23 protein-coding genes are annotated in these 26,576 nt (G+C 71.8%); 8 read left to right on the forward strand and 15 right to left on the reverse strand.

Annotation, left to right across the window (positions count from 1 at the left end; translation table 11 throughout):
- Positions 1 to 41 precede the first annotated feature (41 nt).
- Positions 42 to 599 (forward strand): NUDIX domain-containing protein, encoded by a 558-nt coding sequence (locus tag FZ046_RS25990; protein WP_070354727.1) that lies wholly within the window; start codon positions 42 to 44, stop codon positions 597 to 599.
- A complete protein-coding gene (locus FZ046_RS25995) occupies positions 557 to 1,450 on the forward strand; it encodes an endo alpha-1,4 polygalactosaminidase (protein ID WP_246182865.1) in 894 nt (297 codons plus the stop codon). The genes FZ046_RS25990 and FZ046_RS25995 overlap by 43 nt, the downstream gene beginning before the upstream one ends.
- Before the next feature lie 7 nt (positions 1,451 to 1,457).
- On the opposite strand, the gene FZ046_RS26000 is transcribed toward FZ046_RS25995, so the two are convergent.
- Complete coding sequence (locus tag FZ046_RS26000; RefSeq protein WP_070354726.1) at positions 1,458 to 2,405, reverse strand: proline dehydrogenase family protein; 948 nt, start codon at positions 2,403 to 2,405, stop codon at positions 1,458 to 1,460.
- A complete protein-coding gene (pruA, locus tag FZ046_RS26005; RefSeq protein WP_070354725.1) occupies positions 2,402 to 4,033 on the reverse strand; it encodes an L-glutamate gamma-semialdehyde dehydrogenase in 1,632 nt (543 codons plus the stop codon). The genes FZ046_RS26000 and pruA overlap by 4 nt, the downstream gene beginning before the upstream one ends.
- Positions 4,034 to 4,117: 84 nt before the next feature.
- Between pruA and FZ046_RS26010 the strand changes: the two genes are divergently transcribed.
- On the forward strand, positions 4,118 to 5,701 hold the full coding sequence (locus FZ046_RS26010) for a PucR family transcriptional regulator (protein WP_070354724.1): 1,584 nt from the start codon (positions 4,118 to 4,120) through the stop codon (positions 5,699 to 5,701).
- Between the two features lies 1 nt (position 5,702).
- Here FZ046_RS26010 and dapC read toward each other — a convergent pair whose 3' ends face one another.
- From dapC to FZ046_RS26035, 5 genes are all read right to left on the reverse strand, one after another.
- Positions 5,703 to 6,803 carry a succinyldiaminopimelate transaminase gene (gene dapC / locus FZ046_RS26015; RefSeq protein ID WP_070354723.1) on the reverse strand — a complete coding sequence of 367 codons (1,101 nt, stop codon included), beginning with the start codon at positions 6,801 to 6,803 and terminating at the stop codon, positions 5,703 to 5,705.
- Between the two features lie 14 nt (positions 6,804 to 6,817).
- Positions 6,818 to 7,141 carry a ferredoxin gene (fdxA, locus tag FZ046_RS26020; protein ID WP_070354722.1) on the reverse strand — a complete coding sequence of 108 codons (324 nt, stop codon included), beginning with the start codon at positions 7,139 to 7,141 and terminating at the stop codon, positions 6,818 to 6,820.
- Between the two features lie 278 nt (positions 7,142 to 7,419).
- The gene (locus tag FZ046_RS26025) at positions 7,420 to 7,968 is read right to left on the reverse strand and encodes a YceI family protein (protein ID WP_070354721.1); all 549 of its coding nucleotides are present in this window, start codon (positions 7,966 to 7,968) and stop codon (positions 7,420 to 7,422) included.
- Between the two features lie 102 nt (positions 7,969 to 8,070).
- Complete coding sequence (locus tag FZ046_RS26030; protein ID WP_070354752.1) at positions 8,071 to 10,155, reverse strand: FUSC family protein; 2,085 nt, start codon at positions 10,153 to 10,155, stop codon at positions 8,071 to 8,073.
- Between the two features lie 92 nt (positions 10,156 to 10,247).
- A complete protein-coding gene (locus FZ046_RS26035) occupies positions 10,248 to 12,833 on the reverse strand; it encodes a bifunctional FO biosynthesis protein CofGH (RefSeq protein ID WP_070354720.1) in 2,586 nt (861 codons plus the stop codon).
- Positions 12,834 to 13,030: 197 nt separating this feature from the next.
- Between FZ046_RS26035 and FZ046_RS26040 the strand changes: the two genes are divergently transcribed.
- Complete coding sequence (locus tag FZ046_RS26040) at positions 13,031 to 14,221, forward strand: hypothetical protein (RefSeq protein ID WP_070354719.1); 1,191 nt, start codon at positions 13,031 to 13,033, stop codon at positions 14,219 to 14,221.
- 270 nt (positions 14,222 to 14,491) lie between these two features.
- On the forward strand, positions 14,492 to 15,601 hold the full coding sequence (locus FZ046_RS26045; protein ID WP_125939799.1) for a hypothetical protein: 1,110 nt from the start codon (positions 14,492 to 14,494) through the stop codon (positions 15,599 to 15,601).
- Between the two features lie 2 nt (positions 15,602 to 15,603).
- Here FZ046_RS26045 and FZ046_RS26050 read toward each other — a convergent pair whose 3' ends face one another.
- The 4 genes from FZ046_RS26050 to mshB form a co-directional block, all read right to left on the reverse strand.
- Entirely contained in the window at positions 15,604 to 17,115 is a 1,512-nt protein-coding gene (locus FZ046_RS26050; RefSeq protein WP_149484344.1) for an HNH endonuclease signature motif containing protein, read from the reverse strand.
- A 175-nt stretch (positions 17,116 to 17,290) separates the two neighbouring features.
- Positions 17,291 to 17,458: a hypothetical protein gene (locus FZ046_RS27575; RefSeq protein WP_099045845.1), complete on the reverse strand. Its 168-nt coding sequence runs from the start codon at positions 17,456 to 17,458 to the stop codon at positions 17,291 to 17,293.
- A gap of 114 nt (positions 17,459 to 17,572) precedes the next feature.
- Positions 17,573 to 18,001 (reverse strand): hypothetical protein, encoded by a 429-nt coding sequence (locus tag FZ046_RS26055; protein WP_070352108.1) that lies wholly within the window; start codon positions 17,999 to 18,001, stop codon positions 17,573 to 17,575.
- 111 nt (positions 18,002 to 18,112) lie between these two features.
- Positions 18,113 to 18,973: an N-acetyl-1-D-myo-inositol-2-amino-2-deoxy-alpha-D-glucopyranoside deacetylase gene (mshB, locus tag FZ046_RS26060; RefSeq protein ID WP_070352109.1), complete on the reverse strand. Its 861-nt coding sequence runs from the start codon at positions 18,971 to 18,973 to the stop codon at positions 18,113 to 18,115.
- 23 nt (positions 18,974 to 18,996) lie between these two features.
- Between mshB and FZ046_RS26065 the strand changes: the two genes are divergently transcribed.
- The gene (locus FZ046_RS26065) at positions 18,997 to 20,232 is read left to right on the forward strand and encodes a chloride channel protein (RefSeq protein ID WP_070352110.1); all 1,236 of its coding nucleotides are present in this window, start codon (positions 18,997 to 18,999) and stop codon (positions 20,230 to 20,232) included.
- Here the strand turns inward: FZ046_RS26065 and FZ046_RS26070 are convergent.
- Positions 20,216 to 22,180 carry an ABC transporter family substrate-binding protein gene (locus FZ046_RS26070; protein ID WP_407664489.1) on the reverse strand — a complete coding sequence of 655 codons (1,965 nt, stop codon included), beginning with the start codon at positions 22,178 to 22,180 and terminating at the stop codon, positions 20,216 to 20,218. The two genes, FZ046_RS26065 and FZ046_RS26070, sit on opposite strands and share 17 nt — an antisense overlap.
- A 57-nt stretch (positions 22,181 to 22,237) precedes the next feature.
- Positions 22,238 to 24,127 carry a translational GTPase TypA gene (gene typA / locus FZ046_RS26075; protein ID WP_170292484.1) on the reverse strand — a complete coding sequence of 630 codons (1,890 nt, stop codon included), beginning with the start codon at positions 24,125 to 24,127 and terminating at the stop codon, positions 22,238 to 22,240.
- Between the two features lie 64 nt (positions 24,128 to 24,191).
- On the opposite strand from typA, the gene FZ046_RS26080 reads away from it, so the two are divergent.
- Positions 24,192 to 24,359: a hypothetical protein gene (locus tag FZ046_RS26080; RefSeq protein WP_099045846.1), complete on the forward strand. Its 168-nt coding sequence runs from the start codon at positions 24,192 to 24,194 to the stop codon at positions 24,357 to 24,359.
- Positions 24,360 to 24,534: 175 nt separating this feature from the next.
- Here FZ046_RS26080 and FZ046_RS26085 read toward each other — a convergent pair whose 3' ends face one another.
- Positions 24,535 to 24,939: a (deoxy)nucleoside triphosphate pyrophosphohydrolase gene (locus FZ046_RS26085; RefSeq protein WP_070352112.1), complete on the reverse strand. Its 405-nt coding sequence runs from the start codon at positions 24,937 to 24,939 to the stop codon at positions 24,535 to 24,537.
- 46 nt (positions 24,940 to 24,985) lie between these two features.
- On the opposite strand from FZ046_RS26085, the gene FZ046_RS26090 reads away from it, so the two are divergent.
- Positions 24,986 to 25,270 carry a 4a-hydroxytetrahydrobiopterin dehydratase gene (locus tag FZ046_RS26090; protein ID WP_070352113.1) on the forward strand — a complete coding sequence of 95 codons (285 nt, stop codon included), beginning with the start codon at positions 24,986 to 24,988 and terminating at the stop codon, positions 25,268 to 25,270.
- Here the strand turns inward: FZ046_RS26090 and FZ046_RS26095 are convergent.
- On the reverse strand, positions 25,248 to 26,447 hold the full coding sequence (locus tag FZ046_RS26095; RefSeq protein WP_083298085.1) for a mannosyltransferase: 1,200 nt from the start codon (positions 26,445 to 26,447) through the stop codon (positions 25,248 to 25,250). The two genes, FZ046_RS26090 and FZ046_RS26095, sit on opposite strands and share 23 nt — an antisense overlap.
- Positions 26,448 to 26,576 lie beyond the last annotated feature (129 nt).

Consider the following 26,576-nt stretch of genomic DNA (forward strand, 5'->3'; position numbering starts at 1 on the left):
CCCGCAGGACGGATCGACCCCCGGACGCGATACTGATCGGCGTGGATCCCATCGAGCGCGTCGCGTCCCGCGAGGTCTATCGCAATCCGTGGATGGTGCTGCGCGAGGACGACGTGCGCCGCCTCGACGGCTCGCTCGGCATCTACGGCGTGGTGCAGAAGCCGACGTACGCGCTGGTGATCGCCACCGACGGCGAGCGCTACCGGCTCGTCGAGCAGTTCCGCTACCCGATCGGCCTGCGGCGCTGGGAGTTCCCGCAGGGCACCGCGCCGGGGTCGCTCGACGGTGCCGAGCCGCCCGCCGCCGAACTCGCCGCCCAGGAGTTGCGCGAGGAGACCGGGCTGCGCGCCGGCTCGATGCGGCGGCTCGGCCAGCTCGACGTCGCGCCCGGGATGAGCAGCCAGCGCGGGTGGGTGTGGCTGGCCACCGATCTCACCGAGGGCGCGCACGAGCGCGAACACGAGGAGCAGGACATGCGCAGCGCCTGGTTCACCGCCGAACGGATCGAGGAGATGATGCGCTCGGGCGAAATCACCGACGCGCAGACGCTCGCGGCGTGGACGCTGCTCCGGCTCGCGGGTCCCGACGCGGCCCGGTGAACCGGGCGGCCCGTCCTCCGGCGGCGCTGCTGGCGGCGGCGCTGCTGGCGGCGTCGGCCGTCGCAGGTTGCGCCGCTGAACCGGGCCCCGACACCGGCCGCGACGGCACCGTGCGGTTGCCGCCGGAGCGCGGCGCCTTCGACTACCAACTGGGCGGACCGGACGACGTCCCCGGGCTGGCCGTGGTGGTCCGCGACGCCACCGCGTCACCGCTGCCGGGCGCCTACAACGTGTGCTACGTCAACGGCTTTCAGACCCAGCCCGGGTCCGGCGGGAGCTGGCTCGCCGAGCGGCCCTCGGCGGTGCTGCACGACCGCGCCGGCCGGCCCGTCGTCGACCCGGACTGGCCCGACGAGTACGTCCTGGACCCCTCGACCGCCGCGCAGCGCACCCTCATCCTCGACGCGATGACACCCGTCGTGACGGCCTGCGCGGACGCCGGCTACGACGCGGTCGAATACGACAACCTGGACACCTTCACCCGGTTCACCGGGGCGGACGACGGGCGGATCGATCCGGCGGGGGCGATGGACCTCGCCCGCGCCTACGTCACGCTGGCGCACCGACTCAGGCTCGCCGCGGGACAGAAGAACGCGGCGGAGGTCGCGGGCGACGGTCGTGACGCCGGCTTCGACTTCGCCGTCGCCGAGGAGTGCGCGGCGTTCGACGAGTGCGGCGCCTACGCCGACCACTACGGGCCGCACGTGCTGCGCATCGAGTACGTCGACGCGCTGCCGCGACCGTTCGCGGACGTGTGCGCGGACGCCGGACGCGCGCCGCTGGTGATCCTGCGCGACCGCGGGCTGGTCCCGCGCGGCACGGCCGGGCACGTGTACCGGCAGTGCCCCTGAACGCTCGTCAGTCGACGAGCGCGCGGAGGAAGAACGTCAGGTTGGCAGGCCGTTCGGCGAGCCGACGGACGAAGTAGCCGTACCACTGACTGCCGAACGGCACGTACACCCGCACGTGGTGGCCGGCGTCGGCGAGGCGACGCTGCTCGGCGTCGCGGATCCCGTAGAGCATCTGGTACTCGAACTCGTCGCGGCCGCGCCCGTGACTCAGCGCCGGCACCGCGTCGATGACCTCCGGATCGTGCGAGGCGACCATCGGATAGCCGTTGCCCGCCATTAGGATTCGCAGGCACCGCAAATAGGAGTCGGTGACCGCGGCGCAATCCCGGTAGGCGACGGACGCCGGTTCGTCGTAGGCGCCCTTGCACAGCCGGATGCGCGCGCCACTCGCGGCGAACTCCCGGCAGTCACCCTCGGTGCGCCGCAGGTACGCCTGCAGCACGGTGCCGAGGGAGTCGAAGTCGGCGCGCAGGTCCCGGACGATCGACAGCGTCGAGTCGGTCGTCGTGTGGTCCTCCGCGTCGACGGTGACCCAGGCGCCGACGTCGCGCGCCTTCTGGCAGATGAGGTGCGCGTTCTCGTAGGCGATCTTCGCGCCGTCCCGCGGCAGAGCCTGGCCCAGCGCCGACAGCTTCACCGACACCTCGAGTGGTCGCGGACCCTCGACGGTCTCGGTCCGCTCGCCGAAGGCGGTCAGCAGCGCGAGGTAGGCGCGGACGGTGTCGTCGGCCGCCTCGGCGTCGGTCACGTCCTCGCCGAGGTAGTCGACGGAGACGAAGCGCCGTGTCGCCCGCAGACCATCGACGGACGCCAGGGCGTCGGCCGTCGTCTCGCCGGGGACGAACCGGTGTACGACGTCGCGGGTGACGGGCAGCGCCTCCGCCGCGTTCCGCAGGCGGGTCGACCTGCCGGCGGCCAGGATCGCCGGCCGTGCCACGCGCGTGAAGACGCTCACCGGTCGGCCTCCATGTGCGGGTACCGGTGGTCGGTGGCCGGCACGAAGGTCTCCTTGATCGAGCGCGCCGAGGTCCACCGCAGCAGGTTCAGCGCAGAGCCGGCCTTGTCGTTGGTGCCCGAGGCACGCGACCCGCCGAACGGCTGCTGACCCACCACGGCACCGGTCGGCTTGTCGTTGACGTAGAAGTTGCCCGCGGCGTGCCGCAACCGGTGCTGCGCGGTCAGGATGGCGGCGCGGTCGTCGGCGATCACCGCACCGGTCAGGCCGTAGGCCGCGCCGGCGTCGACGAGGTCGAGGACGTCGGGGAAGGCGTCGTCGTCGAAGACGTGCACGGCGAGGATCGGCCCGAAGTACTCGGTGGTGAACGCCTCGTCGGTGGGGTCGTCGGACAGCAGCACCGTGGGCCGGACGAAATACCCCTGCGCGTCGTCGTAGGACCCGCCGACCGCGACCGTCACATGGGCGCTCTTGGCCCGCTCGATGGCGGCGACGCAGCGGTCGTAGGCGCGGCGGTCGATCACCGCGCCGCCATAGTTCGTCAGGTCGGCCACGTCCCCGTACGCGAGAGCGTCGGTGGCGCCGAGGAAGTCGTCGCCCATGCGCGCCCACACCGAGCGCGGAATGAAGGCCCGCGAGGCGGCCGAGCACTTCTGCCCCTGGTAGTCGAAGGCACCACGGATCAGCGCCGTCCGCAGCACGTCCGGGTGCGCGCTGGCGTGCGCCAGCACGAAGTCCTTGCCGCCGGTCTCCCCCACCAGCCGCGGGTAGGTGCGGTAGCGGTCGATGCGGCTGCCGACCTCGCGCCAGAAGTGCTGGAAGGTCCGCGTGGAGCCGGTGAAGTGGATCCCGGCGAGGCGCGGGTCGGCGAGCACCACGTCCGACACCGCGTGTCCGTCGCCCGCGACGAGGTTGATCACGCCGGGCGGTAGGCCCGCGGCCTCGAGCAGCTGCATGGTGAGGTACGCCGAGAGCGTCTGCGTCGGTGAGGGTTTCCACACCACGGTGTTGCCCATCAACGCGGGCGCGGTGGGCAGGTTTCCGGCGATGGCGGTGAAGTTGAACGGGGTCACGGCGTAGACGAAGCCCTCGAGCGGGCGGTAGTCGGTGCGATTCCACACCCCCGGTGCACTCACCGGCTGCTGGGCGAGGATGCGGCGCGCGAAGGCGACGTTGAACCGCCAGAAGTCGACCAGCTCGCACGGCGCGTCGATCTCGGCCTGGTAGGCCGACTTCGACTGCCCGAGCATGGTGGCGGCGGCGATCCGCTCCCGCCAGGGTCCGGCGAGCAGGTCCGCAGCCCGCAGGAAGACCGCGGCGCGCTCGTCGAACGGCGTGTCCTCCCACGCGGCCTTCGCGGCGATGGCGGCGTCCACCGCCGCCGTGGCCTCCTCGGTGCCCGCGTTGGTGAGCGTGCCCAGCACGGCGGCGTGCCGGTGCGGCTGCACGACGTCGATGCGTGCGCCGCCGCCCATGACGTGCCGCCCGCCGATGACGTGCGGCAAATCGAGGCGGTCGCCGGACAGCGCCGTCAGCGCCGCGGTGAGCCTGGCCCGCTCGGGGCTGCCGGGAACATGGTCATTCACCGGCTCGTTGGCCGGTAGCGGTACGTCGGTGATCGCGTCCATGCCGATCAGGATCGCGCGACGGACCCGGCGGCGCCTTTGGCGTTTCGGCCAACGTCGCTGTCGTCGACAGTAGGATCGGCCAACATGACGACGTCCGGGGTGAGCCTGGGCCGACTCCTGCTCGCGCTCGACGCCACGATGGTGACGCTGGTCCAGGCGCCGCGCGGGCTGGACCTGTCGGTGTCGTCGGCCGCGCTGATCGATCCCGACGACGTCCGGCTCGGGCTCGCCGCCGCCTCGGTCTCGGCCGACGTCTTCCTGCTCCTGGGCGTCGGCGACCGGGAGGCGCATCAGCTCGACGTCCTGTCCTGGTTGCTACGGCAGACCGCGCCACGCACGCCGGCGGCGATCCTGGTGAAGGACCCCTCCGATGCGGTCGTCGCGCGCGCCGTCGCCTGCGGCACGGCCGTGGTCGCCGTGGAACCCCGCGCGCGGTGGGAGCGCCTGTACCGCCTCGTCGACCACGTCTTCGACCACCACCGGGCCGCCCCGGTGCACGACTCCGGCACCGACCTGTTCGGGCTCGCGCAGTCGATCGCCGACCGCACGCACGGCATGGTCAGCATCGAGGATGCGCAGTCGCACGTGTTGGCCTATTCGGCGTCCGCCGACGAGGCCGACGAGCTGCGCCGCTCGTCCATCCTGGGCCGCGCCGGTCCGCCGGAGCACCTGGCCTGGATCGCGCAGTGGGGCATCTTCGACGCCGTCCGCGCGGGTGACGTCGTGCGGGTCGACGCCCGGCCCGAACTCGGACTGCGACCGCGCCGCGCCGTCGGCATTCACCAGGCGCCAGTGGCGGCGCGTCGCCCGCCCACGTTCGCCGGGACGATCTGGGTGCAGCAGGGCAAACAGCCGCTCGCCGACGACACCGACGAGATCCTGCGCGGCGCAGCGGTTCTCGCGGCACGCATCCTCACCCGGCTGGCCGCGGCGCCGTCGGCGCACGCCGTGCTCGTCGGTGAACTGCTGGGGTTGCGCGACGGTGACCGGGAGGTGACGGAGCTGGCGCGCGACCTCGGCATCACCGCCGACGGCCGCCCCACGGTGATCGGCTTCGACGGCGGCGGCACCACCCCGGCACGGCTGTCCGACGTCCTGGCGTTGAGCGCCAGCGCATTTCGTCCCGACGCCCAGGTGGCCGCCCGTGGCGACCGGGTGTACGTGCTGCTCCCGGACACCGGGCGCGCGTCGGTGCCGTCGTGGATCCGCGGCACGATCGGCGCGCTGCACGCCGAACTCGGTGTCGCGTTGCACGCCGTGGTCGCTGCTCCCCCGGACGGCCTGTCCGGCGCGGCGACCGCGCGCGCGGAGGTGGACCGCGTCCTCGACTCCGCCGCACGGCATCCCGGTTCGCTCGGTCCGGTGACGTCGCTCGCGGAAGCGCGCACCACGGTCCTGCTCGACGAGATCGTCGCGCTCATCGCCGCCGACGACCGGCTGACCGATCCGCGCATCCGTACGCTGCGCGACCACGAGCCCGTCCTGGCCGACACGCTGCGCGCCTACCTCGACGCGTTCGGGGACGTCGGCGACGCCGCTGACCGGCTGCACGTGCACCCGAACACGGTGCGCTACCGGATCCGCCGCATCGAGGACCGGCTCGGCACGTCGCTCGCCGATCCCGACGCGCGACTGGTGCTGGCCCTGACGTTGCGGGCGACCGGATGACCTAGGCGGCCAGGCGTGCCACGGCGGCGTCGATGCGCTCATCGGTCGCCGTCAGGGCGACGCGGACGTGGTAGTCGCCGCGCGGGCCGTAGAACTCGCCGGGCGCGACGAGGATGCCGCGTTGAGCGAACCATGCGAGGGTGTCGCGGCACGGTTCGCCGCGCGTGGCCCACAGGTAGAGGCCGGCCTCGGAGTGATCGACGGTGAGACCGGCGTCGCGCAATGCGCGCAGCAGCACGTCGCGGCGGCGGGCGTAGCGCGCGCGCTGCTCGGCCTCGTGGGCGTCGTCGTCGAGTGCGGCGACCATCGCGGCCTGCACCGGGGTGGGCACCATCATCCCGGCGTGCTTGCGCACCGCCAGCAGCTCGGCGACCACCGCCGGATCACCGGCGACGAAGCCGGCGCGGTAGCCGGCGAGCGACGACGTCTTGGACAGCGAGTGGACCGCGAGCAGTCCGGTGTGGTCGCCGTCGCTGACCGAGGGGTGCAGCACGGAGACGGGTTCGGCCTCCCAGCTCAGCCCGAGGTAACACTCGTCGGAGGCGACCAGCGCGCCGCGTTCGCGCGCCCAGTCGACGACCTTGCGCAGGTGGTCGACGCCCAGCACCGCGCCGGTCGGGTTGCTCGGCGAGTTCAGGAACACCAGCCGCGGGTTGCGCGGACCGAGTTGGGTGAGCGAGTCCGCCCGCACGACCTGCGCCCCGGCCAGCCGGGCGCCGACGTCGTAGGTCGGGTAGGCCAGCTCGGGGACGACGACGGTGTCATCGGCGCCGAGTGCCAGCAGCGTCGGCAGCCAGGCGATGAGTTCCTTGGTGCCGATCACCGGGAGCACGGCGTCCGGCCCGAGACCGGTGATCCCGTAGCGGCGGTCCAACGCGGCCACCATGGACTCGCGCAGGCGCGCGGTGCCGGCGGTGGTCGGGTACCCGGGGGCCGAGCTGGCGGCGCTCAGGGCCTCGCGAATCACCGGCGCGACCGGATCGACCGGCGTCCCCACCGAGAGGTCGACGATGCCGTCGGGGTGGGCGCGCGCCGTGGCGGTGACGTCGGCCAGGGTGTCCCAGGGGAAGACCGGAAGGGACGCCGAGAGCGGACGCGTCAACGAGAACGGCAGCGTCAGCCTTCGCCCTGCGGTGCCAGTTCCTTGACCGCCGGCGGGTCGTTGTCGGTCTGGCCGACCTTCGAGGCTCCGCCCGGCGAGCCGAGTTCGGTGAAGAAGTCGGCGTTGCTCTGGGTGTAGCCGCTCCACTGGTCGGGGACGTCATCCTCGTAGTAGATGGCCTCGACGGGGCAGACCGGCTCGCAGGCACCACAGTCCACGCACTCGTCGGGGTGGATGTACAGCATGCGTCCGCCCTCGTAGATGCAGTCGACGGGGCACTCCTCGATGCACGCCTTGTCCTTGACGTCGACGCAGGGTTCGGCAATGACGTACGTCACTGATGTCTCTCCTGTCCAGTGGGCTGCTGGTCCGGTTCGTTCTGCTGGGATTCACCAGAAGTCGTCCAAGTATGCGTGGCCGATACTTGGACGTTCGTCTCAGTGTGTCCTAACTTTCACGCGCCGCCCCGGCAGGGACGACGCGCGGTTACTGATACTAGACGTTGCAGATAAAACAGGGCAAGGAATCAGCGAGCGTGTCGCCCGCCTGGCGATTCGTGCACGACGATCCGCGGCTGGCGCGGCCCGTCGTGCACGAATCGCACGGGCGGCGGGGTTCAGGCCTGCTTGAGCGCCTCGATCTCGAGGGTGATGGTCACCTTGTCGCCGACGACCGCGCCGCCGGTCTCGAGCGGCATGTCGATGTCGACGCCGAAGTCCTTGCGGTTGAGCACGACCGACGCCTCGAAGCCGGCGACCTGGCCGTGTCCCATGCCCGGGTTGACGCCACCGAACTCCAGCTTGAGCGCGACGGGCTTCGTGACGCCCTTGAGGGTGAACTCGCCGTCGAGGACGTAGTCGTCGCCGTCGGGGCGGACGCCGGTGGAGACGAAGGTCGCGGTCGGGAAGCGCTCCACGTCGAAGAAGTCGGGGGCCTTGAGGTGGGCGTCGCGCTGCTCGTTGCCGGTGTCGACGGAGCCGACGGCGATCTCGGCGCGCACCGACGGCGTGCCGTCCTCGGCGACGACGATCGCGCCGGAGAAGTCGCGGAAGGCGCCACGCACCTTGCTGACGACGAGGTGGCGCACGGTGAACGCAATGGTGGAGTGGACGGGGTCGATGGCCCACGTGCCGGCGGTCAGGTCGGTGGCTACTGCAGCGGTCATGTCGGATCTCCTCAACGGGGGCGCCGGCCTGCCCGGTGCCCGTAGAAGATCAAAACGGACCGCAGTCCGAAACTATTCCGGACCGCGGTCCGCAGGAGCGGGTCAGACCCGCGCGCTGATCTCCACGAAGGTCCGCTCGACGTGGTTCAGCGCGCGAACGGCGGCACGGACCGGTCCGGGCGGGATGCCGGGGCCACCGACGAAGTCGAGCACCACCGAGCCCGCGGGCTCGTCACCCGGGTCCGTGACCTCTCCGGCCATCATGCGGCGGATGCCGTCCACCATCGCCTTTGCGCAGTCGGCGGCCTGCCGGACCGTCTCGGCCGTCGCGTCCGGCGGCGCCGCAGCGGCGTCCGTCCGGGACGCGGCCACCCCTGCCCGTGCCAGCGCATGCGCCGAGCGGTTGCCGACCTGCAGGCCGCGCAGCAGCCGTCGGACCCCACGCCGGGTGTCGGCGATCGGACCCAGCTGCAGCGGCTTGCCCGCGGTCAGAGCCGCTTGCAGGGCGACGTCCAGCTTGCGGGTGTCGGCGACCAGCTCGGTGTCCGCCCGGGCGTGCACGACGGCGTCCACAGCGGTGTCGATCACGGCGTCCAGCTGGTCGAGATAGTCGGAGACCTTCTCCGCGAAGGTGGCACGCGTCTTGGTCGAGAAGACGAAGTACGCCGAGGCGATGCCGACCAGCGCGCCGACCGCGGTCTCGGCGATCCGCACCTCGAGGACCTGCAGGCTGAACGTTCCCAGCAGGCCGTAGAGCATCGCCAGCAGCACGGTCATGAAGAACGTCAGCCAGACGTAGGACACCACGGCGACGTAGAACGCGACGAACACGCACACCAGCAGCACCGCGATCTGCAGCGGTGGTCGCTGACCGATCAGCGCGGCCAGCACCACGCCGGCGACGACACCGGCGATGGTGCCGACGATCCGGTAGCCGGCGCGCGAGAGGATCTCCCCGCGGGTGGTGACGCCGGTGAACACCAGGAACGCGGTGAGCACGGCCCAGTACCACCGGTTCGGGGAGACGAGTTCGCCCAGCACCGTCGCCGCGCTCGTCGCGATCGTCACCTGGATCGCGGCCTTCGTGCTGGCGTGCAAACCCGTCGAGGCGTCTTCGTCCTGCGCGTCGTCCTCGACCGCGTCCTCCGACTCCGCCGTGTCGTCCTCGGGCGCGCCGAGGGCGTTGGTGGTGATGTGGTGGATCGCCAGGTGTGCCTGCACGGATCGTGCCGCCGCGACGGTCGCGAGGCCCTCGACGGTCGTCAGGTCGGCCCGCTCGAGCACCACGGTGGCCGTGCACCGTGCGGCGCGCAGGTCGTCATCCGACGGGCCGTTGACCAGGCAGCTGCGCAGCGCCGCGAGCACACCGTCGAGGTCGGCGGGCCGCGGTTGGTCGCGCTCGAGCACCCAGAGCAGTCCGGCCAGCTGCTCGAGCATGATCTGCGCCTCGAACACCTGCAGCGCGAGGTCCCTGCTGGTCACGCTCAGCGACTCCGCCGCCTCATGGCGGTCCAGCCAGTCGTCGATCAGGAGCGCCGTCTCCCCCAGCCGCGCCAGCCGTTGCCGCAGGACGTCGATGCCGTCATCGTCCCGGGCGAGCGAGGGGTCGAGCGCGGTGTCGAGCACCGTGCCCGACACCATGCGCAACGCGGACAGTAGGCGACGCGCCTCCGCGCGGGGGCGCTCCGGGAAGACGACGAGATGCACGACGAGCGACGCCGCGACGCCGACCACGACGGCCACCGCGAGCGCCGGGATCTGCTCGAGGGTGGCGTGCAGGAACAGCGAGAAGAAGTACGCGATGAACGCGACCATGCCGAGGGCGTTGCCCCGCGGCCCGTACCGGCGCACCCAGACCGCTGCGAACAGCACGGCGATGAAGCCGACGTCGGCGATCACGCCGTGCGGCGACAACGCGGCGGCCAACGTCGCTGCGCCGATCGCGGGCGCGGCGAGCAGGACGGTGGTGATGACGCGAGCGCGCTGGTCGCGATCCTTGACCGCAGCCGAGGCCTGCATCGCCACCACACCGCCGAGCATCGCCACCGAGACCGCTTCGCCGGTCACGCGCGTGACGCCGAGCATGACGACCAGACCGAGGATCAGCGAGGCCGTGGTGGCCGCCGCCGAACGGAGTCGGACGAGGCCCGGATCCACGACGACGAGGGACCGGCCGACCCGTCGCATCGCCGCCTCCCGCACGGCACGATTGTGCGTCACGATCCTGGACGCCCCGCGCAGAGCCGCTCGAGCGTCAGCCGGGCGTCACCGACGCGCGGTCAAGCGGCGAGCGGGGTGTAGTCCGTGGTGCGCTGGCGCGCCGGCCGACCGATGCCCTCGGCGATCGCGACGAGTTCGGCGACGGTCTTGGCCGAGCCGTTCTCCGAGCCCGCCATCCGCGAGATGGTCTCCTCCATCAGCGTGCCGCCCAGGTCGTTGGCGCCGCCGTTGAGCATCACCTGGGTGCGCTCGGTGCCGAGCTTCACCCAGCTGGTCTGGATGCTCGGGATGCGACCGTGCAGCATGATCCGCGCCAGCGCGTGCACGGCGCGGTTGTCCCGGTGCGTCGGCCCGGGCCGGGCGCCGCCGGCCAGGTAGAGCGGCGAGGACTGGTGCACGAACGGCAGCGGCACGAACTCGGTGAAGCCGCCGGTGCGGTCCTGGATGTCGCGCAGCACGTTGAGGTGCCCGACCCAGTGCCGCGGGGTGTCGACGTGGCCGTACATCATCGTCGAACTCGACCGCAGGCCCACCTCGTGCGCGGTGGTGACGACCTCGATCCACAGCGACGTCGGCAGCTTGCCCTTGGTGAGGACCCAGCGCACCTCGTCGTCGAGGATCTCCGCTGCCGTGCCCGGGATGGTGTCTAGACCGGCCTCGCGCAGCGCCGTCAGCCATTCCCGGATGCTGGTGCCGCTGCGGGTGACGCCGTTGGCGATCTCCATCGGCGAGAACGCGTGCACGTGCATCGACGGGACGCGTGCCTTCACCGCGCGCACCAGATCGGCGTAGCCGGTGACCGGCAGCTCCGGGTCGATGCCGCCCTGCATGCATACCTCGGTGGCGCCGGCGACGTGCGCCTCCCAGGCGCGGTCGGCGACCTCGTCGGTGGACAGCGAGTAGGCGTCGGCGTCGCCCTTGCGCTGCGCGAAGGCGCAGAACCGGCAGCCGGTGTAGCAGATGTTGGTGAAGTTGATGTTCCGGTTGACGACGAACGTGACGTCGTCGCCGACGACGTCGCGGCGCAGCGCGTCGGCGAGCGCCGTCACCGCGTCCAGCGCCGGGCCGTCGGCGGTCGCCAGCGCCAGGTACTCGTCGTCGGAGCAGCCGGCCGGGTCGCGTTCGGCGGACCGCAGGGCGGCGAGCACGTCGGTGTCGACGCGCTCCGGCGCACGGGCGGCGAGTTCGTGCACCTTGGCGCGGATCGACTCCCAGTCGCCGAAGGCGCTGCCCAGGTCGGAGCGGGTCTCGGTGCGCCGGCCCTCGGTGTCGATCGCGGCGTGCAGGTCGGTGCGGCCGAGCGACTCGGTGGCCTCGTCGGGCTCCTGCCAGGGGCGGCCCTCCGGGTTGACGTCGCGGGCCAGTCCGGTCTCCGGGTCGGCGAGCGCGGTGACGTGCCCCATCACCCGCGGGTCGATCCAGGCGGCGCCCGCCTGCACGTACTGCGGTTGCGCGGTGAGGCGCTGCACCAGGTCGTAGCCGGCCTCGGCGGTGACCGCGGCCAGTTCGTCGAGTGCGGGCCACGGCCGCTCCGGGTTGACGTGGTCCGGCGTGAGCGGCGAGACGCCGCCCCAGTCGTCGACGCCGGCGCCGATCAGCGCCAGGCACTCCGACCGCGACACCAGGTTCGGCGGCGCCTGGATGCGCACCTTGGGGCCCATCACCAGCCGCGTCACCGCGATGGTCGCGAGGAAGTCCTCCAGGCCGGCGTCCGGCGTCGCCGCCATCGCGGTGTGGTCCTTGGCCCGGAAGTTCTGCACGATTACTTCCTGGACGTGACCGAACTCCTTGTGCGACTTGCGGATCGCATGCACGGTCTCGGCGCGCTCGGTGAGCGTCTCCCCGATGCCCACCAGCAGGCCGGTGGTGAAGGGGATCGACAGCCGGCCGGCGTCGTCGAGGGTGCGCAGCCGGACCGCGGGGTCCTTGTCGGGGCTGCCGTAGTGCGCCTCGCCCTTGGTCTCGAAGAGACGCCGTGACGTGGTCTCCAGCATCATTCCCATCGACGGCGCCACTGGCTTGAGCCGCGAGAGTTCCGACCAGCTCATCACCCCGGGATTGAGGTGCGGCAGCAACCCGGTCTCCTCGAGGACCCGGATCGCCATCGCGCGCACGTAGTCGAGCGTCGAGTCGTAGCCACGCTCGTCGAGCCACTGCTTGGCCTCGTCCCAGCGGGCCTCCGGCCGGTCGCCGAGGGTGAACAGCGCTTCCTTACAGCCCATCTCGGCACCGCGGCGGGCGACGTCGAGGATCTCGTCGGGCTCCATGAACATGCCCTTGCCCTGGGCGCGCAGCTTGCCGGGGACCGTGACGAACGTGCAGTAGTGGCAGGTGTCGCGGCACAGGTGCGTGACGGGGATGAAGACCTTGCGCGAGTAGCTGACCGGCAGTTTGCCGGTGGCGCCGCGACGCCCGGCGGCCTCCAGTCCGGCGTCGCGCACGCGGGCGGCGCTGGCGCACAGATCGGCGAGATCGTCCCCGCGGGCCGTCATCGCGATGGCGGCTTCGTCGACGTTGAGGGCCACCCCGTCACGCGCGCGGCGCAGCACGCGCCGCAGGGCAGCCGGGCTGGGAGCGTCGTCGAACGTCTTGGGTGGGACCACTGGACTGGGCAGAGCGGTACCGCGCTGGGGGTTCAGAGCCACTCCCGAGTAACCCCGCGATCGTCTGATTTCATCCGCATCTCGCCATTTGGCGTGCATCGCGCGTGCCTTGCCCCGGACATATGGCCACAGTAGTCCGCGCTGCCGGACGGGGGTGGGCGCCATTCTGCTGAGAACCGCCTGTGCGCGTTGACCACGACGTAAGTTGCTTCTCGTCCGCCCAGCGAGAGGTGCGTCCCATGACAGCGTCCGTCCCCCGTCCCCTCGCGGCAGGCGCCGCAGCGCTGCTCGCCTCGGCCGTGGTGCTGACGTCGAGTCCGACCGATCTGGTGCAGGTGGACACCGCGCGCACCGAACGGGTCGACCTTGCCGCGGCGGTCCGGCCACTGGTCACCGAGCCCCCGGTGGTCGAGCCGTTGACCCCTGCGCGGGTCGCCGACGCCCGGGCGCTCATCGCCCGGGTCGATCCCGACGCCGACGTCCCCGCCGCGCTCGCGGTGGCGGCACCGTTGAACGCCGCATCGGATTGGTTCACCGCGGGCTACGAGTGGCTGCAGGGCTGGGTCGACTACGGCGTGGACCTCGCCGACTACGTCCTGCAGTTCGTCCCCTACGGCTACCTGCTCGGCGACCAGATCAGCCTCGTCTACTACACGACCGTCGTTCCGATCGCCGACAGCATCGTCTACGGCCTCATCGATCCGGCGCTCGACGATCCGTTGAACCTCGCCACGTGGGTCAACGGGTTCGCCGTGGTGGCAACGACCACCGTGGCGTCGCTGATCAACCTCGGCATCGCGGAGTTCAACTACTTCTTCGGCTGGCTCATCCCGCCGATCCCGCCGATCGGTCCGCTCGCGGCTCCCGAGGTGCTGGCGGTACCCGAGGCCGCGCTCGTACCGGCGGCGCGCCTGGCGGCTTCCGAGACCGCCGTGGTCGAGGAGGATCTCGGGGACGCCGTCGCTCCGGCAGCAGACGAGGTGACCGCGGGGCCGGTGAACGAGGTGACCAGCGTGCCGGTGGCCGACGAGCCCGAAGCCAGTGCCGTCGAACCGGTTGCGGTGGAGATCGCGGCAGCAGACGTCACGGCGCCGGAGGTGGAGCCCGCGGCCTCGGAGGCGACGGTCGACGCGCCGCGGGAACCGACCACCACGTCCTCTGGCGGCGTGCAGGCGCAGGGCGAGGTACGCGGCAGCGTGACGGCGCCCGATGATACGACGACTGGCGCGGCGGCGGGCGGTACGACGCCTGCTGGTACGACGTCGAGCACCGGCGGTGGGTCTCTGGTCGAGCCGTCGACCACGACTACCGGGTCGTCGAGCACTACCGGTTCGTTCGACACCGCCAGTCCGTTGGGCACTGCCAGTCCCGCGGAGGCGGCGACGCCTCCTGCGAGAGCGACGGACGGCGCGGCGGAGTCCACCGACTGACGCGAAGCCACCGGCTCCGGGCGGTCGAGATTCGCCTCACGGGAGAGTCCGCCCGATCGACGCGGGTTGTTTGTTCGAATTCATCCCCTGGCACCGCCCGGGGCGTAACTTCCGGCTCGACACATCACGCTCAGCTACTGGGAGGGTGCCATGAGCGGTCACTGCGGGAGTTTGCTCACATCGGGTATTGCGCTCGTCGGCGCGATTGCCATCGCCGCGCCGTCCGCGGCGCCGCCGGCGGCCGTGACCCCATCACCCACGGTCACGTTGGTGGCCGACGCCCAGGCGTTGGCCCCACCCGGTGACTACTTCTCGAACCTGGTCGAGTGGTGGCAGCCGATCTTCCTGCCGAGCGCCAGTCGGCCCGTTCCGACCCCACCGAGCGGGATCGGACCGACCCCGCAATCGCTTCCGGACACCCTGGAGTGGGCCTACCACGCGGCCGAACCGTGGGTGCGGTACGGCTTCGAACTGGCCACGTACGCCGCCGGGTGGGTGCCCTACGTCGGCTGGCTGTCCGGCCAGATCATGATCGGCTACAACTTCGGCGAGCGGATCGTGCACGCCGTCGCGCACAACACGCTCGACTGGCTCAACGGCAACGGCAGCTTGCTGCAGAACGTGGCGGATGGCGCCTGGTGGACCGTCGACGCGTTCATCCAGTTGGCGATCGACGAATGGAACTTCTTCCTGCCTCCGCTGCCGCCCTTGCCGCCCCTGCCCTTCGTCGCCGAGGCCGGCGCGGCTCTGGACGCGCTGCGCGCGGCGGTACTCACCGGTGTGGTCGGGTTCCTCGAGTCGGTCGCAGCGAACCTGCCGTCGCGTCCCGACGAATCGCCGGCGGTGGCGATGGTCGCGGACACGAATGCGGCCATGACCGAGGCGACCGATGGAGACGGCGCGCCGCAGCTCGCCATGTCCGTCACGGAGTCGACCACTGACGCCCACACCGTCCCGGCCGGCGCCGAAAGGCTCGGCGATGGTCTGGGCCGTGCCGGAAGCACCGGTAGCGTGCCGGATCCGGCGGCTCCGGAGTTCGACGCGGAGGTTCCGGAGGGCTCCCCGGCGGCCTACTCCGCCGGCGCCACAGCGACGTCGTCCGTCGACGAGGCCGAGCCGACCACCACGTCCTCGGGCGGCGTGCAGGCGCAGGGCGAGGTGCGCGGCAGCGTGACGGCGCCCGCGGTGACGACGCCCGGCGACGCCGGCGACGCCGGCGACGCGAAGGTCGGCGATGCGACGGCGGCTGACGCCACGCCCGTCGGGCACGAGGTCACCACGCCGAGTGGTACCGGATCGGCGGGCGCTGTCGGTTCGGCGGGCGGCGCGGCATCGGCGGGCGCCGCGGCGTCGGACGGCGGCGCGGACTCCAACGACTGACCTCAGGCCAGCCACGCGAGGGCGGCATCGGGCGGTTCGGGTCCGCCTTGGCGGCCGTCATCTCGGTTGTCCGGCGGTGGTTCGGCGGCGGTGTCGGTCGAGGGTGCCGGGTCATCGTCTGGCGGTGGTTCGGCGGCGGTGTCGAACAGCGTTGCCGGGTCCTCGTCTGGTGGGCGGAGGAGGTGTTCGGGGTGGTGGTAGGTGTTGGTGCGGGGTTGGCCGGTGTCGAGTGCTGGGGGTGGGGTCCAGTGGGGTTGGCCGTTGATCATGGTGGTGGTCCAGCGGTGGGGTGCGACCATGCGGTTGTCGGGTCCGCAGGCCAGGGCGAGGTCGTCGACGTTGGTGTTGCCGCCGTGGAACCAGTCGGCGGTGGCGTGGTGGGCTTGGCAGTCGTAGGCGGGGGCGGTGCAGCCGGGTTTGGTGCAGCCGCCGTCGCGGGCGATGAGCATCAGTCGTTGGGCGGGTGAGGCGGTGCGGCGGCTGCGGAACAGGTTGAGTGCGGCGCCGGTGGTGTGGTCGAAGACTGCGAGGTAGTGGTGGGCGTGGCTGGCCAGGCGCAGGACGTCGGCGATGGGCAGGGTGGATCCGCCGGCGGTGACGGCGATCCCGGCGGCGTGGCGCAGGTCTTGCAGGGTGGTGCGCACGATGATGGTGGCGGGTAGCCCGTTGTGCTGCCCGAGTTCGCCGCTGGTCAGGACGGCGCGGCCGATGGCGTGGAGGGCGTCGTGGCGGCGTTGGGAGACGGTGCGGGTGTCGGTGTCGAGGTGGGCTTGGCTGGGGGTGCCGCTGGTGCACGGGTCGGGGTGATCGGGGTGGCACATGCCTGGGGCGGCCCAGCGGGCGAAGACGGCTTCCAGGGTGGCCCAGGCGGTGGGGGTGAGGCAGGCGGTGAGGTCGACCATGCCGTCGGGGCGTTGGCGGTAGGACAGGCGGCGTTGGCGGTGGCGGTCGGTGTCGTCGGGGGCGGCGCCGTCGGGGTCGAGCAGAGCGAGTAGGCGGGCGGCGACGTGGTCGAGTTCGTCGGGGGCGATGCCGGCGGCGATGCGGACCAGGTCGGTTTCGGCGGCGGTGCGGGTGGGGGCGTCGACCGCGGCGGGTAGGCGGGTCATGGTCTTGCGGATGACCTCGACGTGCTCGGGGTTGAGCACACCGTCGGCTTGGGCGGCGGCGGTGCGGGCTAGGACGGGTTCGAGGGGGTCGCCGGTGAGGGCGCGCCGCGGGCCGAGCAGGGCGGCGTCGCGTAGGCGTCGGCCGGCCTCGGGGCGGCTGATCCGCAGCCGAGTGGCCAGCACGTCGCGCCAGGACTTCGCGCCCAGATCGGTCGCGGTGGCCTGGGATTGCAGGGCGGTCAGCAGGCGGTGCTGCTGGGCGGGCAGCCGGCGGGTCAGGTCCTCGAGGTCGTCGAGGACGGTGAGCACTTCGGTCGCGGTCAGCTCCGAGGGGTCGCACGCGGCCAGCGCGGCGTGCGCGGTGCGCAACGCCGTGAGCGCGTCGGTGACGTCCCCCATCCCCATGAGTCGAACATACGTTCGCATCTTAAGGGTTTGGCGACGCCGATCATGAGACGTCTCTGAGAAGTCGAGCGACAATCAGAACGGTTGCGCGACAACGACAACCGCACACGAGAACCACATCCGCATACGACGAAGGGCGCCCGCCGACCGGCGAGCGCCCTTCCGTCGAACTGCGTCAGCGGCCGTTGCCCACGGTCGAGGTGACCGAACCGACGGACGCCTGCTGGTGGATGTCCTGCACCCAATTGTGGTGTGCCACATCCGCATTGGCGGTACCCGCGAGCCCCAGGACGGCGGCGGCGAAACCGGCGGCGATGACGCTGGTGATGGTGGTCTTCTTCATGATCTCTGCCCTCTCCTCGAACCGCTGCTGCGGTGGTCTGCACGGTAGAACCGGCAGGTCAAGGGAAACATTTCCGTTGGCAGTGATTGACCGACGAGTGGCAGGAATCGATCGTCAGGCGCGCTGGGACGTCCTGCGGAGCAGTAGCGCGAGGGGCGGCGCCGCGCCGAGCACCATCAGGACGATCGGCCCGAGCTGCATGACGCCGGGCCCGCCGAACACGATGTCGTCACCCGGTCCACCGACGGTCAGCACCACCACGGTCGCGAGCCACGTCCACAACGGCAGCGCAGCCATCCGGTTCGACGACGCCCACTGCGACGCCGCCCAGACCAGCGCGGCATTCACCAGACCGCTGAGCAACCCGCTGACGGGCAGCGGGATCGACCCGACGTAGAGCGGAAGGAAGAAGGCACCCGCCACTGCGGAGAGCACACCGTCGATCGCGAGCAGGCCGAGGAGGACCGGCCGCTGCCGGCCCGAAGTCGCGGCGGTCAGGTCGGGATGCTGTCGAGCAGCGCGACGAGCGAGCCGGCCACCCACTGGAAGTTGTCCAGACGGTCCTGCCAGTGCTGCAGGTTGGGATCCAGGTCTGGGTCCATCGTCGCCCCTTCCGCGTGCGCGTCGTCCGCAGCTTACCCCCGACGGCTGCGGCTATCCCAGATTCACCCCGGACAGCAGATCGCCTTCCCACCCCCGGTCGTCCCGCTCCCCCGGTGTCCCCGCGGCCAGGACGAAGTGCTCGGTGTGCAGGACGGGCTGTGCGAGGTCGTTGGACAGCGCAAAGGCAGTGCCGTCGGCCGTCACGGTGACCTGCGTGGCGTGCGCGCGCAGCGCGGCGACCTTCGCCGCGCGGGCGTCGGGCGCGTCCACCACTGCGTCGATGTCGGCGTCGTCGTAGGCGAACGGGAAGTCATCCAGCGGGAAGGCCGTCCAGTGCGGCGGCAGGCCGGTCAGGCCGCGCAGGCCCTCGGCCATCGCGGTTCGCGACATCACCGCCCAGTACACCTTCGGCACCTGCCATTGCGGAGCTGCGGCCGCGAGCGCTGCGACCGTCACCTCGTGCGCGCGGATGTGGTCGGGGTGGCCGTACCCGCCGTCGCGGTCGTAGGTGACGACGACGTGCGGCCGCAGCCGGGTGATCTCCTCGGCGAGCGCGGCCGCGGGCTCGGCGACGTCCACGTCGGTGAAGCGCTGCCGTCCCCGCGACGGCGTGCCGGCCATCCCGGAATCGCGCCACCGCCCGGCACCGCCGAGGAACGACGGCTCGGCGACGCCGAGACAGGCTAGCGCCGAGGATAATTCGCCGATCCGGTAGCCGCCGAGCTGATCGGCCGCGTCGACCGCGAGGCCGGCCCAGCGCTCGCCGATGACCTCGCCCTCCTCCCCCAGCGTGCACGTCACCACGCGCACCTCGGCGCCCCGGGCTGCGACGTAGTGCGCGATGGTCGCGCCGGTGGTCAGGGTCTCGTCGTCGGGATGGGCGTGGACGAACAGCAACCTCGGTACGGCCATGGGACACAAGATAGATTCACCCCGTGTCGCGGCGCACCGTCGAGTACCCGTGCGCGGTCGTCCTCGTCGGACTGCTCGCCGGGCTGGCGGGCGCGGCCACCACGTGGCTGCTGCACCTCGTCGAGCACCTGACGTACGCCTACTCGTTCGGCACGCTGCTGACCGGGGTCGGGGACAGTTCGCCCGTGCGCCGGGCGCTGGGACCGATGCTCGGCGGCGCGCTGGCCGGCGCGTGCTGGTGGGCGCTGCGCCGGACCGCCGACGTCCCGAGCCTGTCGACGACCATCACCGAGCACCGGCCGCTGCCCCGGCTCCGCATGTCGCTCGACGCGCTGATCCAGGTCCTGCTGGTGGGGTCGGGTGCCTCCCTCGGCCGCGAGGGCGCCCCGCGGCAGTTGGCGGCGTCCTTCGGCGACCTCGGCATCGCCCGTCTGTCCCTCACGGCGCGCGACCGCGAGATCCTGCTGGCCAGTGCGGCGGGCGCCGGCCTCGGAGCGGTGTACAGCGTCCCACTCGGCGGTGCGTTGTTCGCCACCCAGATCCTGTTGCGCACCTGGCATCCGCGCGCGCTGGGTACCGCGCTGCTCACGTCGGCACTCGCGGTCGCGGTCGCGGCCCCGGTCACCCACCTGGAGCATTCGCTGACCTGGCCCGAGGCGCGGCTGTCGTACCTGTTCGGGGTTCTCGCCGTGGCGATCGCCCCCATTGCCGTCGCGATCGGACTCGGCTTCGACAGGCTGATGGCGTGGGCACGACCGGTGCCGCAGTTCCGTTCCTGGACGCTGGTTCCCGCGATTGGCTGCGCCGGGCTGGTGATGGGCGTCTGCTCCATCTGGTGGCCGGAACTGCCGGGCAACGGACGCAGCATCCTGACCGTCAGCGTCGACGCCGGCCTCACCGTTGGCGGGGCGGCCGCGCTCCTGCTGCTCAAACCGCTCCTGACCGCACTGTTCCTGCGCGCGGGCGCCGTCGGCGGACTCCTCACCCCGGCGCTGGCGACCGGCGCGGCCGCGGGATCGGTTCTCGCGCTGGCCCTCAACGCGTGGGCCGGTACGTACCTGTCGGTGGCGGCGCTGTCACTGACGTGCGCCGCGGGCGTCCTCGCCGTGACGCAACGCGCGCCGCTATGGGCGGCGCTGTTCGTGTGGGAGCTGGCCCGGCCGCCGGTCTCGCTGCTGGTCGTCTTCGCGCTCGCCGCGCTCGCCGCACACGGACTGCGGGTGGCGCACGAGCGCCACACCGCTAGCGCGGCAGCTTGAGCCAGCGGCCCGCGTCGCCGACGATGCCGACGGGCACGGCCCCGGTCAGGCTGACGTTGCGGACGCTGGGGCCGGCCGCCACGATCGTCGTGTCCTGCAGGATCGGCAGCACCGTGGACATGTTCCACAGCCGAGGCTCCACGGCGGTGAGGACGTCGGCGATGTTCTGCGTCCCGTCGAGCGCCGCGGCGATCGACGGCTGGATGCTGCGGTCGCAGATCCCGGTGAGATTCGACGGCGCCTGCACCAGCTGATCGGGCCGCGGCGCGGGCGACGGGCTCGTGGCCGTCGTGATCGTCCCGGTCGACGGCGCCGTGGTGGTGTTCGTCGGGGGGCGTGCGGGCGTCGACGACCTACCCGACGTCGGCGGGGCGGTGGGCGTCGTGCTGCCCGGCGTCGTCTGCGGCGGGACCGGACCCGGCGGCGTGGTCGGCACTGCGGTCGCCTCCAGCGCGGGGCAGCCGTACCGCGATGCGAGCGCCGTCGCGAGATCACCGCCGGCCTGGTGCCAGCCGACGATGGCGTCGACGCGGTCGTCGGCCAGGGCGTCGCCGTAGAGCGTGGGCGGGTCCAGGGACAGCACCGACGCGGCGATCCCGACGCTGCGCAACTGGTCGGCCGCGGTGTTGGCCACCGCCACCGAGGTCGGATCGTTGGCGGCCACGCCGAGGACCAGCGCCAGCGGCTGGCCGTCGCGGGTGATCTGGCCGCGGTCCTCGTCCGGCGCCGGCGTACCCGGCGTCGCGGGGGGCGACGTCGGCACCGGCTCGACGCGGAAGCCTGCCTGCCCCAACAGGTTCAGCGCCTCCTCCCGCGACATCGCCGGCGGCGCCGTCGGCACGTACCCGGGATCCGACGGCGAACGGACCTGCGCCTGGGCGAGCGTCACGGTGTTGTCGCTGCCCGCGCCGACGGCGGCGAGCAGATCGACGTCGAGGAGTCCGAGGATCGCCTTGCGCACCGCGACGTCGGCCAGCATCGGCCGCTGCGCCCGCAGCGTCAGCTGCATGACGCGCGGCGTGACGATGCGCGCGGTCCGGACGTCGGGAATGGCGGACAGCTGCGCGAACGCCGCCTGGCCGCCGTGCACCTGGGCCACCTGGGTGTCGCCGTTGCGGATCGAGTCGGCCAGCGCCGCGGGCGCCCCGCCGCGCCGGAACAGGATGAGGTCGGGCGTGGCGGGTTGGGCCCAGTAGCGGTCGTTGCGCGCCAGCAGGATCTCGTCGCGCTGCGGGTCGATGCTCTCCACGCGGAACTGCCCGCCGGTGACCGGCATCGCGCGGGCCAGGCCCGCGGCGAACCCGCCCGGCACGTCCTTGACGATGTGCGCGGGCAGGATGTCGTTGAACAGCTCGCGCCAGGCCGGGTACGGCTGCGAGAACGTGACGACGGCCGTCTTGCCGCCCTCCACCGACTGCACTCCGGTGATCAGGTCGTAGCCGGCGGGATCCACCACGCCGGGCTCGCTGACCATCTGCCGCCAGAGGTACCAGTAGTCGTCGGCGGCGATGGGCGCGTTGTCGGTCCAGGAGGCCTCCGGGCGGATCCGGTAGGTGACGGTGAACGGGTCCTGGCCGGTGACCTCCGCCGACTCGAGCAGTGAGGTGTCCACCTCCCAGCGCGAGCCGGTCGGCGACGCCGGGTCGGCGATCGGCCGGAACGAACTCGGCAGCACCAGCGACGAGATGGCGGCGTTGACCGGCGACTGGTCGCTCATCAGGTGGGGATTGAACCCGGCCCCGATCGAGTCGATCGCCATGATGATCTGCGTCGCCTTCATCGGTGGCGGCGGCGTCGACTGCGTGGTGTCGGTGCTCTGCGGCGCAGGCGGCGGGCTGACGGTGCACGCCGCGACGAGCAGTCCGCACGCCGCGACCTTGACCGCTCCGACGAGCCGAGCGCTCACGCGGAGGGCGAGGCGTCGGGCAGTCGTCGGCACGCCGTTCAATCTAGCCAAGGGCGCACCACGCGCCCCACACGCGTCAGCCGCGCCTCACGATCATCCTCAGCCGCGCGCCTTGGCCCGCGCCTTCGCCCGCGCCCGCAGGCTCGCCGTCAGCTCGACCTTGCGCACGCGGACCACCTCGGGGGTCACCTCGACGCACTCGTCCTCGGCGCAGAACTCCATCGCCTGCTCCAGGTCGAGCGTCAGCGGACGGGCCAGCGTCTCCATGACGTCGGCCGTCGAGCTGCGCATGTTCGTCAGCTTCTTCTCCCGCGTCACGTTGACGTCGAGGTCCTCGGCGCGCGGATTGATGCCGACCACCTGGCCCTCGTAGGTGTCCTCGCCGGGCTCGACGAAGAACTGGCCGCGGTCGGCGAGCTGGATCATCGCGAACGGCGTGATGCTGCCGGTGCGGTCGCTCACCAGCGAGCCGGTGTGGCGGGCACGGATCTCGCCCGCCCACGGACGGTAGCCGTCGAACACCGCGTTGGCGATGCCGGTGCCGCGGGTCAGCGTGAGGAAGTCGGTGCGGAAGCCGATGAGGCCGCGGCTGGGCACGATGAAGTCCATCCGGACCCAGCCCGCCGCGTGGTTGGCCATCTCCTCCATGCGGCCCTTGCGCGCCGCCATCAGCTGCGTGATGGCGCCGACGAACTCCTCCGGGCAGTCGATGGTGATGGCCTCGAACGGCTCGTGCAGCTTGCCGTCGATGGTCCGGGTGACCACCTGCGGCTTGCCGACGGTCAGCTCGAAGCCCTCGCGACGCATCTGCTCGACGAGCACGGCGAGCGCCAGCTCGCCGCGGCCCTGCACCTCCCAGGAGTCCGGACGGCCGATGTCGACGACGCGGATCGACACGTTGCCGACCAGTTCGCGGTCCAGCCGGTCGCGCACCATGCGGGCGGTCAGCTTGTGGCCGCTGACCTTGCCCGCCAGCGGCGAGGTGTTGGTGCCGATGGTCACCGAGATCGCGGGCTCGTCGACGGTGATGCGCGGTAGTGCGTGCGCGTGGTCCGGGTCGGCGAGCGTGTCGCCGATCATGATCTCCGGCAGGCCCGCCACGGCGACGATGTCGCCGGCGACGGCCTCGTCGGTCGGGTTGCGCTCCACGCCGACGGTCGCGAGCAGCTCGGTGATCTTCGCGTTGGTGACGACGGGTGCGCCGTCGACCTCGCGCATCCACGCCACCTGCTGGCCCTTGCGCAGCTTGCCGTTGTAGATGCGGATCAGGGCGAGACGGCCCAGGAACGCCGACGCATCGAGGTTGGTGACGAGCGCCTGCAGCGGCGCCTCGGGGTCACCGCTCGGCGGCGGAATGTGCTCCATCAGCACGTCGAACAGCGGGTCGAGGTTCTCGCCGTCGGGGTTCTGCCCGTTCTCCGGCTGGGTGGTGCTGGCGATGCCGGCGCGCCCGGAGGCGTACAGCGTCGGCAGGTCCAGCGCCTTCTCCGCGGCGGCCTGGGCTTCCTCGTCCAGATCGGAGGCGACGTCGAGCAGCAGGTCGTGGCTCTCCTCGACCACCTCGGCGATGCGGGCGTCGGGGCGGTCGGTCTTGTTGACCACCAGCAGCACCGGCAGGTGCGCCGCGAGCGCCTTGCGCAGGACGAAGCGGGTCTGCGGCAGCGGCCCCTCGGAGGCGTCGACGAGCAGCACCACGCCGTCGACCATCGACAGGCCGCGCTCGACCTCGCCACCGAAGTCGGCGTGGCCCGGTGTGTCGATCACGTTGATCACCGTCATCGAGCCATCCGGGTGCGTGCGGTGCACCGCGGTGTTCTTGGCGAGGATGGTGATGCCCTTTTCCTTCTCCAGGTCCCCGGAGTCCATCAGGCGCTCGATGGCATCATCACCGCGATGGGTCAGGGCGCCGGACTGCCGCAACATCGCATCGACGAGCGTCGTCTTGCCATGATCGACGTGCGCGACGATGGCTACGTTACGAAAATCCACGTCCAGGATTGTCGCAGCGCAGGCGAGCAATCGCGAAAACGACGGAAGGCAGTCTGAGCGTCACGTGAAGCACCAGAAGTTCGCCACCGCCACGCCGAAGAAGAAGTGTTGCCGCTCGAAGCCGCGGTGCAAGCGCTGCCCGCTGGTGCTGCACAAGGTGCACAAGGCGGAGCTGTCCGGAATCCGGGGCAAGGACCTCGAGAAGGTGTTCCGCCGGGCACGAAAGGCCTGATCACCAGCGGCGACGGGGTGCGCCACGGCGATCGCGGTGCCAGGTCGCAGGGGTCCGCGCGCACCGGCGTCCCGCGGGGGGCGCAGGTCGGTGGCGGCATGTCCGGACGCCGCGATCGTCGCCGCGCCGACGGACGCGGCGTTCGCACGCCGCCACCGTCGTGGTGTGCCGCATGTCACCCCGACGTCGTCAGCGCAGCCCGCAGCGCCGGCACCCAGCCGCGGTCGGCGGGCACCCAGTCGAGGCCGTCGAGATCGTCGCGCGTGACCCAGCGCAGCGCCTGATGGTCGAGCGCGGCGACCTCGCCGGCGCGCAGTGTCACGCGGTAGGCGCGCAGGACGAGGGTGTCGCGCAACGCCACGTCGGCGCCGATCCGCTCCCCCACGTCGACGTGGACGCCGAGTTCCTCCTGCAATTCGCGCGCCAGCGCGACGGCGTCGCTCTCGCCCGGCAGGGCCTTGCCGCCGGGCAGTTCCCACAGGCCGGCCAGTTCGGGTGGGTGGCGGCGCTGCGCGACGAGCAACGCCGCGTCGGCGATGAGCGCGCCGGCGACGACGGTGACGGTGTCCTGGTTGCGCACTTCAGGGTCCTGGTTTTGCACTGCGGGCGACGGTATACCGGAGGGCATGGCCGTACTACCCGACGATCAGGTCGACGCCGCGCTGTCCGATCTCCCCGGCTGGGAACGTGCGGACGGCGCGCTGCGGCGCTCGATCGACTTCCCGGCGTTCCTCGACGGCGTCGAGGCGGTTCGTCGCGTCGCCGAGCAGGCGGAGCAACGTGACCATCACCCCGACATCGACATCCGTTGGCGGACCGTGACGTTCGCACTCGTCACGCACTCCGAGGGCGGCATCACCGAGAAGGACGTCGAGATGGCGCGCGACATCAACCGGATCGTCGCCGGCTGAGCACGATCCACGCCAGCGTCGCCAGGGTGGCGACGACGTAGACCAGTCCGGCCCACGCCAGGTACCACGGCCGGCTGATCTCCCAGATGGTCGGCTGCGCGAAGCTCAGCAGCCACGGCACACCGATCAGCGTCAGCGCCAGCCAGCCCCCGCCGACGATGCGGGCTCCGGGCCGGTTGCGCACCGGCCCGTGCAGCAGCCACAGCATCAGCGGGATGAGCCACACCCAGTGGTGGGTCCACGAGATCGGCGACAGCAGCAGCCCGAACAGCTGCACGATGACGAGGGCGCCGAGCCGGTCGGCTGCCCCGCCGACGGCGCGCCATGCCAGGAACGCCAGCACTGCGGTCGCCGCGACGGCGATCACGACGGCGGGCCCGAAGCCGGCGTCGTGGCCGAGGATGCGCGAGATGCCACCGCGCCAGGACTGGTTGAAGGACGTGCCGACCGGACCGACGCGGTCGGCGTCGCCGAGCAGGTCGGTGAAGTAGAACCGCGCCTGATCGCCGAGCACCAGCAGCGACACGCCGATGGTGGCGAAGAAGACGACGGCCGACCACAGCGCGGTGCCCCAGCGCCGGGCGCCGACGAAGTACAGCCCCGACACGGCGGGGGTGAGCTTGACGCCTGCGGCCAGGCCGACGAGCAGACCCGAGAGCCACCAGCGGCTGCCGTACACCGCCCACAGCACGGCGAGCACCAGGATGACGTTGACCTGGCCGTAGTCGAACGTGCTGCGCAGCGGTTCGGTCCAGATGCCCAGCGCCGTCCACGCCATGGCGAGCCGGCGGTCGTCACGGCCCAGCAGGCGCAGGCTGACCCACACCACGCCGTAGAGCGCGGCGATCACGCCGAGTTGCCATGCGAAGGCCAACACGCCGAAGGGCACCAGGTGCAGCGGTGCGAACACCACCGCGGCGAACGGCGGGTAGGTGAAGGGCAGCGGGAAGTCCGGCGTCTGGTCGGCGTAGACGTAGTCGTAGAGCGCGCCGCCGTTCGCGAGGGTGGCGGCGCCGCCGACGTAGACGTGCAGGTCGACGAAGTTCGCACCGTTGGGCACCAGGTACGTCCACGCCAGCCGCGCGGCGACGCTGAGCGCGAGCAGCCAGGGCGCTGCCGCTCTCAGACGGGCCGCGGCCGCGCTGGGGACCGGCCGGGCCGGTGAGTGAACGTCTATTCGTCCGACTGTAGCGACCGGTCACCGTCTGCAACCGTGTGCGTAACGGTTGCATAAATGCCACTCATGTCACTTGAGTAACTCCCGTAACTCCGTAGCTTCGGTAGCGGACGTGCCGCCAACCGATTG

It is taken from the genome of Mycolicibacterium grossiae, assembly GCF_008329645.1.
Lineage (GTDB): Bacteria > Actinomycetota > Actinomycetes > Mycobacteriales > Mycobacteriaceae > Mycobacterium > Mycobacterium grossiae.

Coding starts and splice junctions, on each gene's coding strand:
- pruA (WP_070354725.1), bottom strand. CDS start 4,033: ATGGACGCGATCACCGACGTACCGCTACCGGCCAACGAGCCGGTGAAT.
- FZ046_RS26010 (WP_070354724.1), top strand. CDS start 4,118: ATGACGACGTCCGGGGTGAGCCTGGGCCGACTCCTGCTCGCGCTCGAC.
- FZ046_RS26025 (WP_070354721.1), bottom strand. CDS start 7,968: ATGACCGCTGCAGTAGCCACCGACCTGACCGCCGGCACGTGGGCCATC.
- FZ046_RS26030 (WP_070354752.1), bottom strand. CDS start 10,155: ATGCGACGGGTCGGCCGGTCCCTCGTCGTCGTGGATCCGGGCCTCGTC.
- FZ046_RS26040 (WP_070354719.1), top strand. CDS start 13,031: ATGACAGCGTCCGTCCCCCGTCCCCTCGCGGCAGGCGCCGCAGCGCTG.
- FZ046_RS26050 (WP_149484344.1), bottom strand. CDS start 17,115: ATGGGGATGGGGGACGTCACCGACGCGCTCACGGCGTTGCGCACCGCG.
- FZ046_RS27575 (WP_099045845.1), bottom strand. CDS start 17,458: ATGAAGAAGACCACCATCACCAGCGTCATCGCCGCCGGTTTCGCCGCC.
- mshB (WP_070352109.1), bottom strand. CDS start 18,973: ATGGCCGTACCGAGGTTGCTGTTCGTCCACGCCCATCCCGACGACGAG.
- FZ046_RS26090 (WP_070352113.1), top strand. CDS start 24,986: ATGGCCGTACTACCCGACGATCAGGTCGACGCCGCGCTGTCCGATCTC.